This is a genomic window from Streptomyces angustmyceticus (genome assembly GCF_019933235.1).
In the GTDB taxonomy this organism is placed as follows: domain Bacteria; phylum Actinomycetota; class Actinomycetes; order Streptomycetales; family Streptomycetaceae; genus Streptomyces; species Streptomyces angustmyceticus.
Genome location: NZ_CP082945.1, coordinates 7,106,646 through 7,122,871 on the forward strand (window position 1 = coordinate 7,106,646; position 16,226 = coordinate 7,122,871).

Annotated in this window: 15 protein-coding genes; 12 read left to right on the forward strand and 3 right to left on the reverse strand. The window is 73.0% G+C overall.

Annotated elements, in window-relative coordinates; all coding sequences use genetic code 11:
• Nucleotides 1-81: 81 nt before the first annotated feature.
• Nucleotides 82-669 (reverse strand): TetR/AcrR family transcriptional regulator, encoded by a 588-nt coding sequence (locus K7396_RS31725; protein ID WP_086715314.1) that lies wholly within the window; start codon nucleotides 667-669, stop codon nucleotides 82-84.
• Nucleotides 670-738: 69 nt separating this feature from the next.
• On the opposite strand from K7396_RS31725, the gene K7396_RS31730 reads away from it, so the two are divergent.
• On the forward strand, nucleotides 739-1,632 hold the full coding sequence (locus tag K7396_RS31730) for an NADP-dependent oxidoreductase (protein WP_086715312.1): 894 nt from the start codon (nucleotides 739-741) through the stop codon (nucleotides 1,630-1,632).
• Nucleotides 1,633-1,798: 166 nt separating this feature from the next.
• Here the strand turns inward: K7396_RS31730 and K7396_RS31735 are convergent, their stop codons facing one another.
• The gene (locus K7396_RS31735; protein WP_086715309.1) at nucleotides 1,799-3,007 is read right to left on the reverse strand and encodes a PucR family transcriptional regulator; all 1,209 of its coding nucleotides are present in this window, start codon (nucleotides 3,005-3,007) and stop codon (nucleotides 1,799-1,801) included.
• 171 nt (nucleotides 3,008-3,178) lie between these two features.
• Between K7396_RS31735 and K7396_RS31740 the strand changes: the two genes are divergently transcribed.
• The 11 genes from K7396_RS31740 (at nucleotide 3,179) to K7396_RS31790 (ending at nucleotide 14,535) form a co-directional block, all read left to right on the forward strand.
• A complete protein-coding gene (locus K7396_RS31740; protein ID WP_208629088.1) occupies nucleotides 3,179-4,615 on the forward strand; it encodes a DUF1254 domain-containing protein in 1,437 nt (478 codons plus the stop codon).
• A gap of 356 nt (nucleotides 4,616-4,971) precedes the next feature.
• Entirely contained in the window at nucleotides 4,972-5,937 is a 966-nt protein-coding gene (locus K7396_RS31745) for an LmeA family phospholipid-binding protein (protein WP_223660261.1), read from the forward strand.
• Nucleotides 5,938-6,604: 667 nt separating this feature from the next.
• The gene (locus K7396_RS31750) at nucleotides 6,605-7,654 is read left to right on the forward strand and encodes a glycosyltransferase (protein WP_223660262.1); all 1,050 of its coding nucleotides are present in this window, start codon (nucleotides 6,605-6,607) and stop codon (nucleotides 7,652-7,654) included.
• Nucleotides 7,655-7,927: 273 nt separating this feature from the next.
• Nucleotides 7,928-8,752, forward strand: a complete 825-nt coding sequence (locus K7396_RS31755; RefSeq protein ID WP_086718341.1) for a HipA family kinase — start codon at nucleotides 7,928-7,930, stop codon at nucleotides 8,750-8,752.
• The gene (locus tag K7396_RS31760; RefSeq protein ID WP_086718342.1) at nucleotides 8,749-9,144 is read left to right on the forward strand and encodes a DUF3037 domain-containing protein; all 396 of its coding nucleotides are present in this window, start codon (nucleotides 8,749-8,751) and stop codon (nucleotides 9,142-9,144) included. Before K7396_RS31755 ends, K7396_RS31760 begins: the two co-directional genes overlap by 4 nt.
• 251 nt (nucleotides 9,145-9,395) lie before the next feature.
• The gene (gene fabG / locus K7396_RS31765) at nucleotides 9,396-10,157 is read left to right on the forward strand and encodes a 3-oxoacyl-ACP reductase FabG (RefSeq protein WP_086718343.1); all 762 of its coding nucleotides are present in this window, start codon (nucleotides 9,396-9,398) and stop codon (nucleotides 10,155-10,157) included.
• Nucleotides 10,158-10,186: 29 nt separating this feature from the next.
• Nucleotides 10,187-10,957 (forward strand): SDR family oxidoreductase, encoded by a 771-nt coding sequence (locus K7396_RS31770; protein WP_086718344.1) that lies wholly within the window; start codon nucleotides 10,187-10,189, stop codon nucleotides 10,955-10,957.
• A gap of 120 nt (nucleotides 10,958-11,077) precedes the next feature.
• Nucleotides 11,078-12,046, forward strand: a complete 969-nt coding sequence (locus K7396_RS31775) for an aldo/keto reductase (protein ID WP_086718345.1) — start codon at nucleotides 11,078-11,080, stop codon at nucleotides 12,044-12,046.
• 117 nt (nucleotides 12,047-12,163) lie between these two features.
• Nucleotides 12,164-12,832: a uracil-DNA glycosylase gene (locus K7396_RS31780; protein ID WP_086718353.1), complete on the forward strand. Its 669-nt coding sequence runs from the start codon at nucleotides 12,164-12,166 to the stop codon at nucleotides 12,830-12,832.
• 129 nt (nucleotides 12,833-12,961) lie between these two features.
• The gene (locus K7396_RS31785) at nucleotides 12,962-13,492 is read left to right on the forward strand and encodes a hypothetical protein (protein ID WP_086718346.1); all 531 of its coding nucleotides are present in this window, start codon (nucleotides 12,962-12,964) and stop codon (nucleotides 13,490-13,492) included.
• Nucleotides 13,493-13,626: 134 nt separating this feature from the next.
• A complete protein-coding gene (locus K7396_RS31790; protein WP_086718347.1) occupies nucleotides 13,627-14,535 on the forward strand; it encodes a Gfo/Idh/MocA family protein in 909 nt (302 codons plus the stop codon).
• Here K7396_RS31790 and lnt read toward each other — a convergent pair.
• Nucleotides 14,504-16,114, reverse strand: coding sequence for an apolipoprotein N-acyltransferase (gene lnt / locus K7396_RS31795; protein ID WP_086718348.1), 1,611 nt, complete (start codon nucleotides 16,112-16,114; stop codon nucleotides 14,504-14,506). The genes K7396_RS31790 and lnt overlap by 32 nt on opposite strands.
• Nucleotides 16,115-16,226: the final 112 nt, after the last annotated feature.

The following is a 16,226-nucleotide window of genomic DNA, read 5'->3' on the forward strand; positions in this document are numbered from 1 at the left end:
GTGCCGGAGCGCGTGCGGAACGTCATGAACGGGAACCGCGCCGCCGCTCCGCGCCCCGTCCCCTCGGACGTGCGCCGCACCTCACGGTCGTTGCGAAGGGCCGGCGGCCTCCCATGCCGCCTCGATCATCTGGAAGATCTCGTCCACCGCGGCCTCCGGATCGGCCGCCTCGCGGGCCAGCGCATAGGCGTCGATCACGAACCGCGCGATCGTCCGGCAGGCCGTTGTGGTCTGCGGCAGGTCGGGATCGGCGTCGAGAGCCGTTGCCAGCGACTCCGCATGACGCAGCCTCATCGACTCCTCGTACTCCCGCAGGGCAGGTGATGCGTCGATCATGTGCCAGATCGGGGCGGCGCCGTCCGCCGTGCAATGGCGCACCAGGGCCTGGATCTCGCGGCGCAGGGCCGGGATGAGCGGCTCGTGCGGCGCCCGCTCGGTGACCGCCCGTGCGAGGCGATGCTCGAAGTCCGCGTCCTGCTCGAAGACCAGAGCCTCTTTCGAGGCGAAGTGGGAGAAGACGGTGGTGACGGCCACGTCGGCCTCGGCGGCCACGTCGCGGATGCCCACCGCGTCGTAGCCGCGTTCCAGGAACAGCCGCAGCGCGGTGTCGGCGATCTTCTGGCGGGTCGCGGCCTTCTTGCGCTCGCGACGTCCGGACTGCACGGTCATGCCCTGACGCTATCAGGAACAAAAACAGAACAGTTCCAAAACGCTAACCGTTAGTGTTACGTTCACGGCATGAAGAGAGTGAGCTTCGCCGAGTTCGGCGGTCCGGACGTTCTCCGACTCGAAGATGCCGAGGAGCCCCACGCGGGCCCCGGACACATACGCGTCGCCGTCCGGGCGGCGGGCGTGAACCCCGTCGACTGGCGGGTCCGCGAAGGCCAGATCCTGGCGGCCCATCCGGTCGCGTTGCCTGCCGGGGTCGGGCTGGACGCCGCCGGGGTGGTGGACGAGGTCGGTGAGGGCGTCGACGGGGTCGAGGTCGGCGACCGCGTGTTCGGCGAAGGGGCGCATACCTACGCCGAGTTCGCCGTGCTGTCGGCCTGGGCCCGCATGCCCGAGGGGCTGACGTTCGAAGAGGCGGCCGGGTACCCCTCCGTGGTGGAGACCGCGCTGCGCATCCTCCGCGAGGTCGGTGTGCGGCCCGGGCAGACGCTGCTGGTCAGTGGCGCGTCCGGGGGAGTCGGATCGGCGGTGCTGCAGATCGCCCGCGAGCGCGGCGTCACGGTGATCGGCACGGCCGGAGCCGCGAACCAGGACTACCTGCGCGGCCTGGGTGCCCGCGCCACGACGTACGGCGAGGGCTGGGTCGAGCGGGTGCGGCGGCTCGGCGATGTCGACGCGGCGCTCGATCTGGCCGGCTCGGGCGTGCTCCGCGAACTCGTCGAACTGACCGGGGATCCGCGGAAGGTGGTCTCCATCGCCGATCTCGCCGCGCCGGAGTTCGGTGTCCGGTTCTCCGGCGTGGCCGGGAGCGTGCCGGAGGCGCTCGCCGAGGCCGTCGACCTCATCTCACGGGGAAAGCTCCACATCCCGGTCGAGAAGTCCTACCCGCTCGCCCAGGCCGCGGCGGCGCACATCGACAGCCAGGCAGGTCACACGCGCGGGCGCCGGGTCATCGTCGTCTGAGCTGTTTGCCTGTGAATCGTCCCCTGCGAGTTGTCGTCTGCGCGACGTCGCTCGTGAGCGGATTCCCGCAGCCGTCGCCTTCCCGCAGTCATTGCTTTCCTGCAGCCGTTGCGCGGACCGGCGTGCTGGGGCCGTGACCCGGGGAGTTCTCGATCGGCGCGAGCCATCAGCCGGGCGAGAAGCCGGTCGCCCGGCCCTCGGCGAGCCGACGGAGGGTGAGGGCGGCCCCGAAGAGCTGTACGCCGTGTGTGGTGTGCGGGTCCAGGCCGGTGAGCTGGGCGGCTCGGGCGAGGCGGTTGTCGACGGTGTTGGGGTGGACGCTGAGCGCCTGTGCCGTGCGGCGCCGGTCGAGGTCGCAGTCGAGGAAGGCGGCGACGGCCTCGACCAGACCGGCGTGGCCGTCCAACGGGGCGAGGAGCGCGGCCAGTTCGGCTGCGCTGTCCTCGGATCCGGCCAGATGGTAGTCGAGCAGCACGTCCTGGAGCCGGTGCACGCCGGGGGTGCGGGCGATGGCGGCGATCCGGTGCGCCTGCCCGGCGGCCGCGGGGACGTCTGCCGGTGTGGCCGCGCGGGCGACTCCCGCGACCACCGGGCGGGGCAGACCGCCGGACAGGTGCCGGACGAGGTCGGCGTGGGGTGTGCCCAGGGGGAGCAGGATGTGGCCGCCCTGGGCGTTCGGCAGACTGAGCGCCCGGCCGTCCGCGGCCGGCGTGAGGCGGACCAGGACCTGGTGGAGGAGGCGTCGCGCGGCCACCGGCTCCTGGGGCACCGGGGCACGGACGCTGAGCACGAGATAGCCGGGTTCGAGCGGCAGCCCGTACCGGGCGGCCACCTCCTGCGGCGCGTCACCGCGGAGCAGCGCCGCGGCCAGTTCCCGTCCCGCCGCCTGCTGGTCGGCCAGCCCCAGCAGGTACGCCTCGGTGGCCTGCTCGGCCAGGGAGTTGACCGTGGTGAACAGCCGGCGGGTGAGCCACAGCAGGGCGGCCTCCTCCCCGGGGCGGGCGGCGGCCGACAGCGCGTCCGCCACCACCTCGGCGCCGACGTGGTACGCCCTGAGCAGCCCGGTCAGGTGGACGCCTTCCGCGGCACGCTGGGTGGCGCGTTCGCGGAGCACCTCGGCGTCGGGGTCCGCGTGGCCCCGCACACCGCGGAGGAAGCCGCGGAAGGTGTGACGGGCGGCCGAGGCGATCTCCAGATCCTGCATGTCGTGCGGGAGGCGGTCAAAGCCGGGGACCTCGGCCCGCTGGCGCTCGACGACCAGCCTGGCCAGTTGGTTGATCCGGGGTTCGAGACGGGCGGCCATCCGGACCACCTGTTCGCGGAGGTCCGCGCCGGGTTCCGGGGTCTCGGGCGGCGACGCGCTGCGTTGTGACACGTCACAACGATAGGTCCTCTGACGTGTCGTCCGGGCCGATTGTCCCGGGCCGTCGGTGGGACGACAGTGAGGCGATGACGACCCGGCCTTCGTGCTGCACGGTGCCGGCCCGCCGGCCCACCCGCATCAGGCCGTCCACTCCGACAACAGCCCTGTGAGGAAAAGCCCTTCATGAACGCAACGCGACGACTCCGCCGCTGGGGTGCCGCCGCCGGTGCGGGGGCGGCCATGCTCGCCCTGTCCGCCCCGCCGGCGACAGCGGCCCGGGCGCGCACGGCACACCCGGCCCCCGCGCCCGCTCCCGCCACCACCGCCGACGCGGTCAAGGCCTACGTCTACGGCTACCCGCTGGTCCTGGCGCGGGCCACCGAGCAGGCGTCCACCAACGTCCGCAAGCCCGATCCGGCGACCCTGCGGGCACCGGTCAACCAGTTCGCCAAGGCGGACCGGACCCCCGGCCCCGAGTTCCACACCGTGGTGGCCCCCAACGTCGACACCCTGTACACCTCGGCGTGGCTGGACCTGAAGAAGGGGCCGATCGTGCTCCATGTGCCGGACACCAAGGGCCGGTACTTCATGATGCCCATGCTCAACGCCTATACCGACGTCTTCGCCTCCCCGGGAACCCGCACCACCGGCAGCTCGGCGCGCGACTTCGCCATCACCGGCCCCGGCTGGCACGGCCGGCTGCCCGCCGGGGTCAAGCAGATCAAGTCGCCCACCCGGACGGCGTGGATCCTCGGCCGGACCCAGTTCGACGGCCCCTCCGACCTGCCCGCGGTGAAGGCCCTGGCGCGCCACTACACCCTCAAGCCGCTCCGCGACCACGGCCACCACCACACCCCGCGGCCGGGTCACGTCGATCCGAACGTCCCGGCCATGTCGCCGGCCGCCCGTGTCGCCGGCATGGACGCGCAGACCTTCTTCTCCCGGCTCGCCTCGTCCATGGCCACCAACCCTCCCCCGAAGAAGGACGCCCCCATGGTGGCCACCCTGGCCCGCCTGGGCATCGTCCCCGGGCGGCCGTTCGACATCAACGCCAAGGGCCCTGCCACGGCACAGGCCCTGCGCCAGGCCGTCCCCGCGGCCCAGAAGCAGATCAAGGCCGCGCTCGCCACGTCCGGAAAGAACGTGAACGGCTGGCGCGTCTCGCTCGACCTGGGCGACTACGGCACCGACTACATGCTGCGCGCGACCACCGCCTGGCAAGGGCTCGGCGCCAACCGCCCCGGTGACGCCGTCTACCCGATCGTCCGCACCGACAGCCGCGGCAAGCCGCTGACCGGAGCCAGGCGGTACGTCCTCCACTTCGCCCCCGGGCAGACCCCGCCGGTGAAGGCCTTCTGGTCCCTCACGATGTACGACCCGGACGGCTTCCTGGTGCGCAACCCGATCCACCGCTACGAGATCGGACACGGCGTCAAGCCGACCCGCAATCCCGACGGTTCCATGGACATCTACCTCCAGCACGATGCCCCGGCAGGCAAGAAGTCCAACTGGCTGCCCGCCCCGAGCGGCCGGTTCTCCATGATCCTGCGCATGTACCAGCCCAAGTCCGGCGTCCTCGACGGCACCTGGTCCCCGCCCGCGGTCACCATGACCCACTGACCCAGGCCCCCGACGGCACGCACACCTCCGTCATGTCGCAGCCGGAGCACGCCAGGGGCGCGGTCCGGACACGAGGAAGCCCCACCCCTTCCTGTTCAAGGGGCGGGGCTTCCGCCGTAGCGAACGCATCCGGAAGACCGCTGCCGACAGCCGCCAGGAGGAGTGCGGCGATCAGTACGACGACCTCGGAGCCGTGGTCTCGGCAACCGCGCACGACTTGGTTCGAGTGCCCCGGCTGTGGTCGCATGGTGGCGATGCTCTCCAACGAACCTTCCGCAGATTCCAAGGCTCGGATACCGGCGGGCCGTGCCACAACCGCCGACGCAGGCACCGCAGCCGACGCAGGCACCGACAACATGAGCACCGGGGGTGAGAAGGAGCAACCTTGGGCCGGGCGCCCGTCGCGGCGGATCGTGCGGAGGACCGCGAAGGCGCTCGCCGCGCTGGCCGTCGTGCTCGCGTTTCTCGCGCTCGGGGACCGGTGGGCCGTGCTCTACGCGGAGAACCTGGCGGCGCAGCAGGTGCAGAAGGCGCTGAAGCTGCGTGCCGAGCCCGAGGTGCACATCGACAGCGTCCCCTTCGTCGGGCAGGTGCTCGCCGGCGACATCGACCACGTCGAGGTCGACGTCCCCGATGTCGACGCCGGACCGGTCTCCGTCGCGCAGGTGAAGGGGACGGCGGACGACATCCGGATCGTCGGCAGCCTGCCGTCCTCGGTCAAGGGCGCGGTGCTGAGCCGGGTGCACGGTGACATCCTGCTGGACTTCAAGGACCTGAACCGCGAAGTCGGCGCCTCGCAGATCCACTTGAGGCCCGGCCCCGGGAAGAACACGGTGGTGGCCGGCGGCGACCTGCCGGTGGGCGGCAAGCACGCCCAGGTCCGGGGGCGTGCGCAGTTGCAGCGCACCGGGGACCGCGGCCTGCGCATGACCGTGCGGGACACCCGCGTGGTGGTGCCCGGTCTGCTCACGTACGTACCGGGCAAGGGCGGCGGCGTGCAGCTGACCGCACCCGTCGCCGACAAGCTGGACGAGGGCGAGCTGCGCCAGGCGGCCGGGAAGCCCGTCTCTCCGCGGCAGATGATGAAGGGCCATGTGCTGGACACGCTCGTGGACCATCCCGCGCTGCTGAAGCCCACCGGCATCGATCCCTCGCTCATCCAGGGTCTGCGGAAGCTCCGGGAGCCGAAGGTCGCGCAGCAGATGGAGTTCTCCGGAAAGCTGCCGGACAACCTGCCGGGCGACATCCGGCTGCGTGGCATCTCCGTGACGAAGAACGGCATCCGTGCCGAGCTGACCGGCAAGGACGTACGGGTGGGCTGAGACCACCCGCACGGGCGCCGTCGACGTCACGCCGGCGCGACGGATCTCCCGTCAGGCGCGATGGATCTCCCTTCGGGCGCGACGCTCTCCCTTCGGGCACGCGGTACCGGAGGGAGTTCGCACGTTCAGGCGTGGTGATGACCGCCCGCCCACACGGCGGGGGTGCCCGCGACATTGAACGCGGCGGTGAAGGACGAGCGGTGGAAACCTGGGGCCGGGCCCGGCCGACGGCTACGGCATCCCGCCTGGCCGTGTCCCGGCCGCGCGTTGTGCGTGAGGCGCCACAGGTGCCGAAACCGCTGCCCGGTGCTCCTTCGCGGCATTCCAGGCGGGGCGTATGCCTGCTGGTCACGGGCGGTCCGGACGTTCCCGTATCCCGGACTGCCCGTCGCCGGTGGCGGCTGGGACGGGTCGTGCCGCAGGCTCGGCGAGCCGCCTCGGCAACGGAACAGCCGGACCGCCGAGGCACATCACAGCGCAGCACGGCCCGAGCGGCCGAAGGCTGCTGCCCCGCCGGGCGTCGGCCCGATGAAAGAGCTGGAGTGCCCTGGTGGCCTTACGGATAGCGATCACCGCTGAACCGATACCTTCACACGTCTCTGCCCTGGACTACGTCATCTGCCCGGCTCGGGAACAGGGCCACCGGGTCACGCTGCACGCCCCCCTCATGTTCCGCCGCGAGGCCCGGCGGCGTGGGGTGGAGTTCTCCGTCGCCGGCACGAACTGGACGTGCGGTCCCGGCGTCCAGCAGGCGGCGAGCGAGGTCTGGCTGCGGCACGGCAACGAACTCTTCAACCGGTATGTCTTCGGCTGCCTCTGGCCCGCACAGGCCGAGGCCAAGGCTCATGACCTGCTCGCCGCGTGGACGCGGGAACGGCCCGATCTGGTGATCGCCGAGTGCAGCGACCTCGGCGCGCACCTCGCGGCCAGGGCCCTGCGACTGCCCCTGCTCGCGGCGGACAACGGCCTCGGGCCGGTGCTCCTGAACCTCTGGGACACCCACATCGCGCCCGCGCTGCGTCCCCTCCACAAGCAGCACGAGCAGGACACACCCACGCTCCCCCCGATGCTCACCCCCGCGCCGGTCCACTGGTTCCACGAGACGTCCCCGCCCGCGGCGCGCGCGGTCCGACGCACCGTCGCGGACTTCCGCGCCGTCCTCCCCGGGGGCCCGGCCCACTCCTCCCGCCCGTCGCGTCCGCTCGTCTACGTCAGCCTCGGCACCCTGACCACCGCGATGTCCGGCCTGCGCACCGCCGTCGAGAACGTCTACCGGGAGATCATGGCCGCGCTGCGCACCATCGACTGCGACGCGATCGTGTCCGCGGGAGCCCTCGCGCGGCACCTGCCGAGCGCGAGCCCCCGCATCGCGGTCGTCGAGCACGCCCCACAGCCCGCCCTCCTGCACCGGGCCGACCTGTTCGTGACGCACGGCGGCCGGGCGTCCCTGCTCGACGCGGTGCAGGGGGCAACGCCCTTCCTGGGCCTGGGTGTTCTCGCCGATCAGCCCGACAACACCGCCGCGTTCTCCCGCCTTGGTCTGGGCCGGGCGCTGGACGTCACGGCGGGACGCGACGAGATCGCCGACGCCCTGACGGAGCTCCTGGCCGCCCCGCGCTACGGTGCCGCCCTGCGCGCCGCCGGCGCCGAACTCTCCCGGCTGCCGGCCCTGAACCTCACGGAAATCCGGGACAGCCTCCAACGGGACAGTCTTTGAGAGGTGCCCGGAGGCGGGGGAGTCCGTCGTGACGCCGGCGTCATGGCCCGGAAACTCCGCCCCGGCTGTCACGCTTGGTCACTATGCTCGCTTCACGCCGGTGGCCGGACGTCAGGGACGAGTCGTCCCCGACGGACTGCCGGGGGAGGCAGTGGGGTGAGTGTGCCGGCCGGACTCCCCGGATTCTTCCCAGGGCTGAACCTGGACGATTCCCCGAGCGCACCACCTTGGAGTTGACCATGAAATGTACGACGGGCGATGGAGCCTTGGATCATGCTGAATGAAGTCATGGCGACCCGCTATGTCACGCCCTTGCGTGAGGGCGGGTCGCTGCCGGGGATCGTCGAGGCCGACGACCTCGGTACCTACATCATCAAGTTCACCGGTGCCGGGCAGGGGCGGAAGACGCTCGTCGCCGAGGTCATCTGCGGGGAGCTGGGGCGGCGGCTGGGGCTGCGGGTGCCGGAGCTGGTGCGGATGCAGCTCGACCCCGTCATCGGGCTGGGCGAGCCGGACCAGGAGGTCCAGGAACTGCTGAAGGCCAGCGGGGGGCTGAATCTGGGGATGGACTACCTCCCCGGATCGCTGGGCTTCGATCCGCTCGCCTTCGAGGTGAGCGCCCGCGAGGCGGGCCGGGTGGTGTGGTTCGACGCGCTGATCAACAACGTCGACCGGTCCTGGCGCAATCCCAACCTGCTGGTCTGGCACGGCGAACTGTGGCTGATCGACCATGGCGCGGCGATGATCTGGCACCACAACTGGCCGAGCGCGCCACAGGCTTCGGCCCGGCCGTACAACGCCTCCGACCATGTGCTGGCCACCTTCGGGCCGGATGTCGCGGCGGCGGCCGAGGAGTTCGCGCCGCAGGTCACCGAGGAGCTGCTGACCGCGATCGCGGCCGAGGTGCCGGACGAATGGCTGGCCGACGAGCCGGGCTTCGACTCCCCGGACGCGCTGCGCCGGGCGTATGTGGACACGCTGCTGGCCCGCGCCCGGACGATCAGCGACCGGATCATCCTCGGGGAGCCCACCGAGGACAAGCCCTCGCAGGCGCCGGAATGGCTGGCCGCCCGGCTGGTACGGAGGGCAGTGAAGTGAGCGGTCTGCACAACGGGCGCGATGTCTTCGAGTACGCCCTGCTGAGGGTCGTCCCCCGGGTCGAGCGCGGCGAGATGATCAATGCGGGGGTGGTCGTGTACTGCCGTGCCCGGCGGTTCGTCGAGGCCAGGACCCATCTGGACGAGGCCCGGCTGCTGGCCCTGGACCCCACCACCGACGTGGAGGGGGTGCGGGCCGCGCTCGGTGCCGTCGAGGGCGTCTGCCAGGGCGGCGAGCGGGCCGGACAGGCGGCGGGGGACGACGCGGGACGCCGTTTTCGCTGGCTGATGGCGCCGCGCAGCACCATCGTCCAGCCGGGCCCGGTGCACACCGGACTGACCGCCGATCCCGCCGCCGAGGCCGAGCGGCTGCTGGAGCTGCTGGTGCGCTGAGCGCGCGGGAGCCCCGTTCGAAGCGCCCGGAACCGCCGAGGAGCGGCTCCGGGCGCTTCGTCGTGCGACGGGATCGCGCCAGGGGCCACCCCGTTCCGCAGGTGAGGTGGGCAACGGCGCAGTGGTGGGACGTTGACAGCGCGTTGCCGGGCTTCTAGCGTCAGCCCTGCTCAGGGTACTAAGCGGTTGCTCACCCACGGGATCGGTGCGGCGGACCGCTTGTCGAGGTTTCGAGGGTGAGGAGAACCCGCATGTCCACCACCGAGCAGCGCGTTGCCATCGTGACGGGCGCGGCCCGCGGTATCGGCGCGGCCACCGCCGTCCGGCTGGCCGCCGAGGGCCGCGCCGTGGCCGTACTGGACCTCGACGAGGCGGCCTGCAAGGACACCGTCGAGAAGATCACCAAGGCCGGCGGCAAGGCCATCGCGGTCGGCTGTGACGTCTCCGACGCCGAGCAGGTCGACGCGGCCGTCGCCCGGGTCGCCTCGGAGCTCGGTGCGCCGACCGTCCTCGTCAACAACGCCGGTGTGCTCCGCGACAACCTGCTGTTCAAGATGAGCGAGACCGACTGGGACACGGTCATGAACGTGCATCTGCGCGGTGCGTTCCTGATGTCCCGCGCCTGCCAGAAGCACATGGTGGACGCCAAGTTCGGCCGGATCGTGAACCTCTCCTCCAGCTCGGCGCTCGGCAACCGCGGGCAGGTCAACTACTCGGCGGCCAAGGCCGGTCTGCAGGGCTTCACCAAGACCCTCGCCATCGAGCTCGGCAAGTTCGGCGTCACCGCCAACGCCGTCGCCCCGGGCTTCATCGTCACCGACATGACCGCCGCCACCGCCGAGCGCGTCGGCATGGGCTTCGAGGAGTTCCAGGCCGCGGCCGCCACCCAGATCCCGGTGCAGCGCGTCGGCCGCCCCGAGGATATCGCCAACGCCATCGCGTTCTTCACCGGTGAGGCCGCCGGCTTCGTCTCCGGCGAGGTCATGTACGTCGCCGGCGGCCCGCTCAACTGACCGCCCCACCGACTCCAGGAGCACACAACATGACCGAGCAGGACAGCGGGCTCCCCGCGCTCTCCGGCAAGGTGGCGCTGGTCACCGGCGCCAGCCGCGGCATCGGCTACGGCATCGCCGAGGCCCTGGTGGCCCGCGGCGACCGGGTCGTGATCACCGGCCGCAACGAGGACGCCCTCAAGGAGGCCGCCGAGAAGCTGGGCGCCGACCGGGTGCTCGGCGTCGCCGGCAAGGCGCACGACGAGGCTCACCAGGCCGTCGCCGTCGAGCGCGCGATGGAGACCTTCGGCCGGGTCGACTACCTCGTCAACAACGCCGGGACGAACCCGGTGTTCGGCCCCATCGCCGACCTCGACCTGGGCGTGGCGCGCAAGGTGTTCGAGACCAACGTCGTCTCGGCGCTCGGCTTCGCCCAGCGCACCTGGCACGCATGGCAGAAGGACAACGGCGGCGCCATCGTCAACATCGCCTCGATCGCCGGCCTCGCGCCCTCGCCGTTCATCGGCGCGTACGGCATGAGCAAGGCCGCGATGGTGAACCTGACGCTGCAGCTCGCCCACGAGTTCGCGCCGGGCGTGCGGGTCAACTCCATCGCGCCCGCGGTGGTGAAGACCAAGTTCGCGGCCGCGCTCTACGAGAACCGCGAGGAGGAGGCGGCGGCCGGCTACCCGCTGGCGCGGCTCGGCGTCCCGGAGGACATCGGCGGGGCCGCGGCCTTCCTGCTGTCCGACGCCTCGGGCTGGATCACCGGCCAGTCGCTGGTCGTCGACGGCGGCCTGTTCCTCAACGCCGGGGTCTGACGGCACCGGGCGGGCCGCGCGGCCTTGCCCTGGTGCGCACTCCAAGAGGCAGAGTCCGTGGTGCCGGTCCCTCTCGGGGCCGGCATCACGCGCGTGGGCGACCTGCCAGGGAGGCATGCCATGCACTACCGCACGCTCGGCGGTGATCAAGGGCCCCGTATCAGCGCCGTCTGCCTCGGGACGCTGCCCTTCGGCACCACCGTCGACGCACCGACCGCGTTCGCGATCCTGGACCGGTTCGCCGAGGCCGGCGGCACCTTCGTCGACACGGCGAACCACTACGCCTGCTGGGTTCCGGGCGCGCGCGGCGACGAGAGCGAGCTGCTGCTCGGCCGCTGGCTGCGCAGCAGGGACGCGGCCGGGCGCACGGTCGTGGCCACCGCGGTGGGCGCCCGCCCCGACCCGGCCCGGGGCGGGGAGTGGCCCGCGAACGCCGAGGGGCTGGGCGGCCCGGCCGTGCGCGCCGGGATCGAGGGGAGCCTGCGCCGCCTGGGCACCGACCGGGTGGATCTCCTCCACGCGCACGGCGACGACCGCGGCGTCCGCCTGGAGGACACCGTCGAGGCGCTGGCCGGCCTCGTCCGGGACGGCACCGTGGGCAGCCTGGGCGCCGGTGACTTCCGGACCTGGCGGCTCGCCGAGGCCCGGCGCACCGCCGCGGGGCGCGGCCTGCCCGGCTTCCGCGCCGTACAACGGCGGCACACCTACCTGCGGCCGCGGCGGGGCGGCCCGGCCCGGGACCGCGGGGTGGAGGCCGACGAGGAGCTCCTCGACTACGCGGCCGCGCACCCCGACCTGACGCTGCTCGGCTATGGGACGCTGATGGGAGGGGCCTACTCCGGTGCCGGCCGGCCGCTGCCGGAGCGCTACGACCATCCCGGCTCGGTGGCGCGGCTGCGGGTGCTGGCGGAGGTCGCGGCGGAGTGCGGGGCCACCGTGAACCAGGTGGTGCTGGCCTGGCTGATGGGTGGGCCGGTGCCGGTGGTGCCGGTGCTCGGCGTGAGTTCCCCGGCGCAGCTGGACGAGGCCCTGGCGGCGCTCGACCTGCGGCTGGACCCCGTCCAGCGCGCCCGGCTCGACACCGCCTGAGACCGGCCGCCCGCCGGGCCGGCGCTCCGGCCCGCGGACCGCGTTGTCAGTGGTCGCCGGTAGGTTCTTCGACGGAGAACGCAACGCACACCGGAGGTTGTTGACGTGGTGACCGAGATGCTGCCCGAGTCCTGGCGCGGGGTCCTCGGCGAGGAGTTGGAGAAGCCCTATTTCCGGGAGCTCACCGACTTCGTCGAGAAGGAGCGGGCGAACGGGCCGGTCTACCCGCCCCGTGAGGAGGTCTTCGCGGCGCTGGAGGCGACGCCGTACGACCAGGTGAAGGTGCTCATCCTGGGCCAGGACCCGTACCACGGCGCCGGGCAGGGCCACGGCCTGTGCTTCTCCGTGCAGCCCGGCGTCAAGACGCCGCCGTCGCTGCGGAACATCTACAAGGAGATGAAGGAGGAGCTGGGCCACCCGGTCCCCGACAACGGCTACCTCATGCCCTGGGCCCGGCAGGGCGTGCTGCTGCTGAACGCCGTCCTCACGGTCCGCGAGGCCGAGCCCAATTCGCACAAGGGCAAGGGCTGGGAGAAGGTCACCGACGCGGTGATCCGCGCCGTGGCCTCCCGGCCCGACCCGGCGGTCTTCGTGCTCTGGGGGAACTACGCCAAGAAGAAGCTGCCGCTGATCGACGAGGAGCGTCACGCGGTGGTGCAGGGCGCGCACCCCTCCCCGCTGTCGGCGAAGAAGTTCTTCGGCTCCCGCCCCTTCACCCAGATCAACGCGGCGGTCGCCGCCCAGGGCCATGCCCCGATCGACTGGCGCATTCCTGACCTGGGCTGAGCCCGCAGGACCGCCGGGCGGCGGGCCCCACCACCCGGTGCGTCGCGCACACCGCGCGCAGGTTCCCTCCGGCGGTTAGCGTCGGGGAAACGGCAGCGGCCATGGTGAACGGATACGGAGAGCACGGTGGTGGACGAGCGGCGGGAGGCGACGCCCGAGGACGGGGTGCTGACCCGGATCGGCCAGGCGATCATGTTGCATCGCGCGGGCGACCGGGAGGAGGCACGCAACCGTCTCTCGGCGCTGTGGCACGAGATCGGGCCGCAGGGAGACGCCTTCCACCGCTGCACCCTCGCCCACTACATGGCCGACACCCAGGACGATCCCAGGGATGAACTCGACTGGGACCTCAGGGCCCTGGAGGCCGCCGAGGGCTTCGTCACCGAGCGGCCCCCGGCCGCCGCGCCCCAGGAGCCCAGGGTCGCCGACGGCCCGGGCCCCCGCCACCCCCTCGTCGCGCTCCGGGCGTTCTTCCCCTCGCTGCATCTCAACATCGCCGCCGACTACGCCGCCCTGGACCGGCCGGCCGACGCCCGCGCCCAGCTCCGCCGCGCCCGGGCCTCGGTCAACGCCCTCGCCGACGGCGAGTACCGCCAGGGACTCCGGGACGCCATCGACCGGCTGCAGCTGCGACTCGACGGCATCGCGGGCGCCCGGTAACCCGGCGGCCCGACGACGCCGCCCGCACACCGTACGGCGCCGCAGGACGGGATCGCCGGCCGGCGGCCGCCGGCCGGCACGTATGCTTCCGGCACGCGAGGCACCAGGGCCGCGGCGCAACCCAAGGAGCACGAGTGAAGGTCGGCTGCATCGGACTCGGCGACATCGCCCAGAAGGCGTACCTCCCCGTACTGGGCACCCAGCCCGGCCTCGAACTGCATCTGCACACCCGCACCCCGGCCACCCTGCAACGCGTCGGCGCCGCCCACCGGCTGAGCGCACAGCAGCTCCACCAGGACCTCGACTCGCTGCTCGCCACCGGCCTGGACGCGGCGTTCGTGCACGCCGCCACCACCGCCCACCCCGAGATCGTGACCCGGCTGCTCGAAGCCGGGGTGCCGACCTACGTCGACAAGCCGCTCTCCTACGAACTCGCCACGTCCCAGCGCCTCGTCGCCCTCGCCGCGGACCGCGGGGTGGGCCTCGCCGTCGGCTTCAACCGCCGCTTCGCGCCCGCCTACGCGCAGTGCCGCGAGCACGCCCGCGACCTGATCCTGATGCAGAAGAACCGCATCGGCCTGCCCGAGGACCCGCGCACCCTCGTCCTGGACGACTTCATCCACGTCGTCGACACCCTGCGGTTCCTGGTCCCCGGCGAGGTCGACCACATCGATGTGCGCGCCCGGATCCGCAACGGGCTGATGCAGCACGTGGTGCTCCAGCTCTCCGGCGACGGCTTCACCGCCGTCGGCACCATGAACCGCCTCAGCGGCTCCGCGGAGGAGACCCTCGATGTCTCCGGGCAGGACACCAGGCGCCAGGTCGTCAATCTCGCCGAGGTCATCGACCACAAGGGGCAGCCGAGCATCCGGCGCCGCGGCGACTGGGTGCCGGTCGCCCGGCAGCGCGGCATCGAGCAGATCGTCCTGGCGTTTCTGGACGACGTGCGGGCCGGCCGTCAGCCGTCCGCCGAGGACGCGCTGCGCACCCACGAGCTGTGCGAACGGGTGGTCACCGACGCCCTCGCGCAGGCCGCCTGCTGAGCGCCCGCAGTCCCGTACCCGCCCCGGCGAGCACCAGCGCACCGATCGCCCCGTAGACCGCCCAGTCCCCGAAGGCGGTGTACGGGCTGGTGCCGCCGGCCAGCGGCAGGTCGTAGACGGCCGCCGCGCTGCGGTCGGTGCCCAGCCGCTCGCCGACCGGTTCGCCCCGGGGGCCGTACACCGCGCTGATGCCGGTGAGCGTGGCGTGCACCATCGGCCGCCAGGTCTCCGCGGCGCGCAGCGCGGCCAGGGACGCGTGCTGGGCCGGCGCCCAGCTGTCCTGGAAGGTCGAGGTCGAGGACTGGGCGACCAGCACTCGCGCGCCGTCGCGTGTCAGGTGGCGGCTCATGTCCGGGAAGGCGGTCTCGAAGCACACCAGCGGCCCGATGCGCAGGCCGCCCGCAGTGGCCACCGGCATCACCACCGGGTGGGTGCCGCGCACCCGGTCGCTGGTGGCCGCCTTTCCGACCCGCGTGGCCCAGCCCAGCACCGAACGCAGCGGTATGTACTCGCCGAAGGGCACCAGCCGCATCTTGGCGTAGCGGTCCCCGGTCGGCCCGTCCGGTCCGATCAGCACCGCGCTCTTGGAGATGCCCGGCCGCCCGGCGTGCGGGGAGTCGGCGTTGACCAGCAGCTCCGCGCCGGTCCGCCGGGAGAGGGCGGCGAGGCGGGCGGCCAGCGCCGGGTGGTCCGCCGGATCCTGGTAGAGGCTGCTCTCGCCCCAGACGACCAGCCGTACCCCGCGGCCCGCCAGCGACCGGGTGAGGGCCTCGCCGCGGGCCAGGCGCGCCGAGGGGGTGCCGGTCGGGCCGGGCTGGACGACCGCGACCCGCACTGTGCCCGTGGTGCGGGGGACCGGTGCCCACAGCCACGCCGCGGTGACGGCCAGCGCGCACACCAGCAGCCCGGCGACGGCGGGCAGCCGGGCCGCCGGGCGGGCGATCAGCTCGGCCACGGCGGTGTTCACCGCCACGATCAGCAGGCTCAGCAGCCACACCCCGCCGAGCGACGCCAGCCGCAGCGCGGGCGGCACCTGCCACTGACTGGCGCCGAGCAGTCCCCAGGGGCCGCCCAGGTTCTCCCACGACCGGACCAGTTCGACCATCAGCCAGCCCGACGGCACCAGCACCAGCGCGGCGGCGCGGCGGCGGCCCGTTGCCCGCCGCCGTCGGCCGGCCGGGGCCTCGCCGTGCGCCGCCCGTCCTGGCCCCTCGCGTACCGTCCCGCTCGCCGGGGGCGCGTCCCCCAGCAGAGCCCGCACCAGCACTCCCCAGGGCGCCCACAGCGCACCGAGCAGCAGGGCGAGCACGAGGATGAAGACGTGCAGGCTCGGCAGCAGCCACTGGTGGACGGCCAGGATGAAGCCGGTGCCGCCCAGCCAGCCGTCCAGCGCCGCCCGCCGGGCGGTCGGCGCCGACCGCACCAGCAGCAGCCAGGGCACCAGCGCCACATACGCCAGCCACCACCACGAGGGCGCGGGGAAGGTGAGCGCCGGCACCGCGCCGGCGAGCAGGGCGGCCGCCCCCCGGCCCCAGGGGGAGCCGAGCCACCGCGTCCGGCGGACGGACGGTCTGTCCATGCGGCCTCCCTGCTGGTGGTCCCGGCCGGTCGGAGGGCCGGTGTGCGCGGCCGGGGCGGGCGGCGGAACAGGGGTCGGCGCGACGGCCGAACCGGGCGCCGGCGGCCGGCGG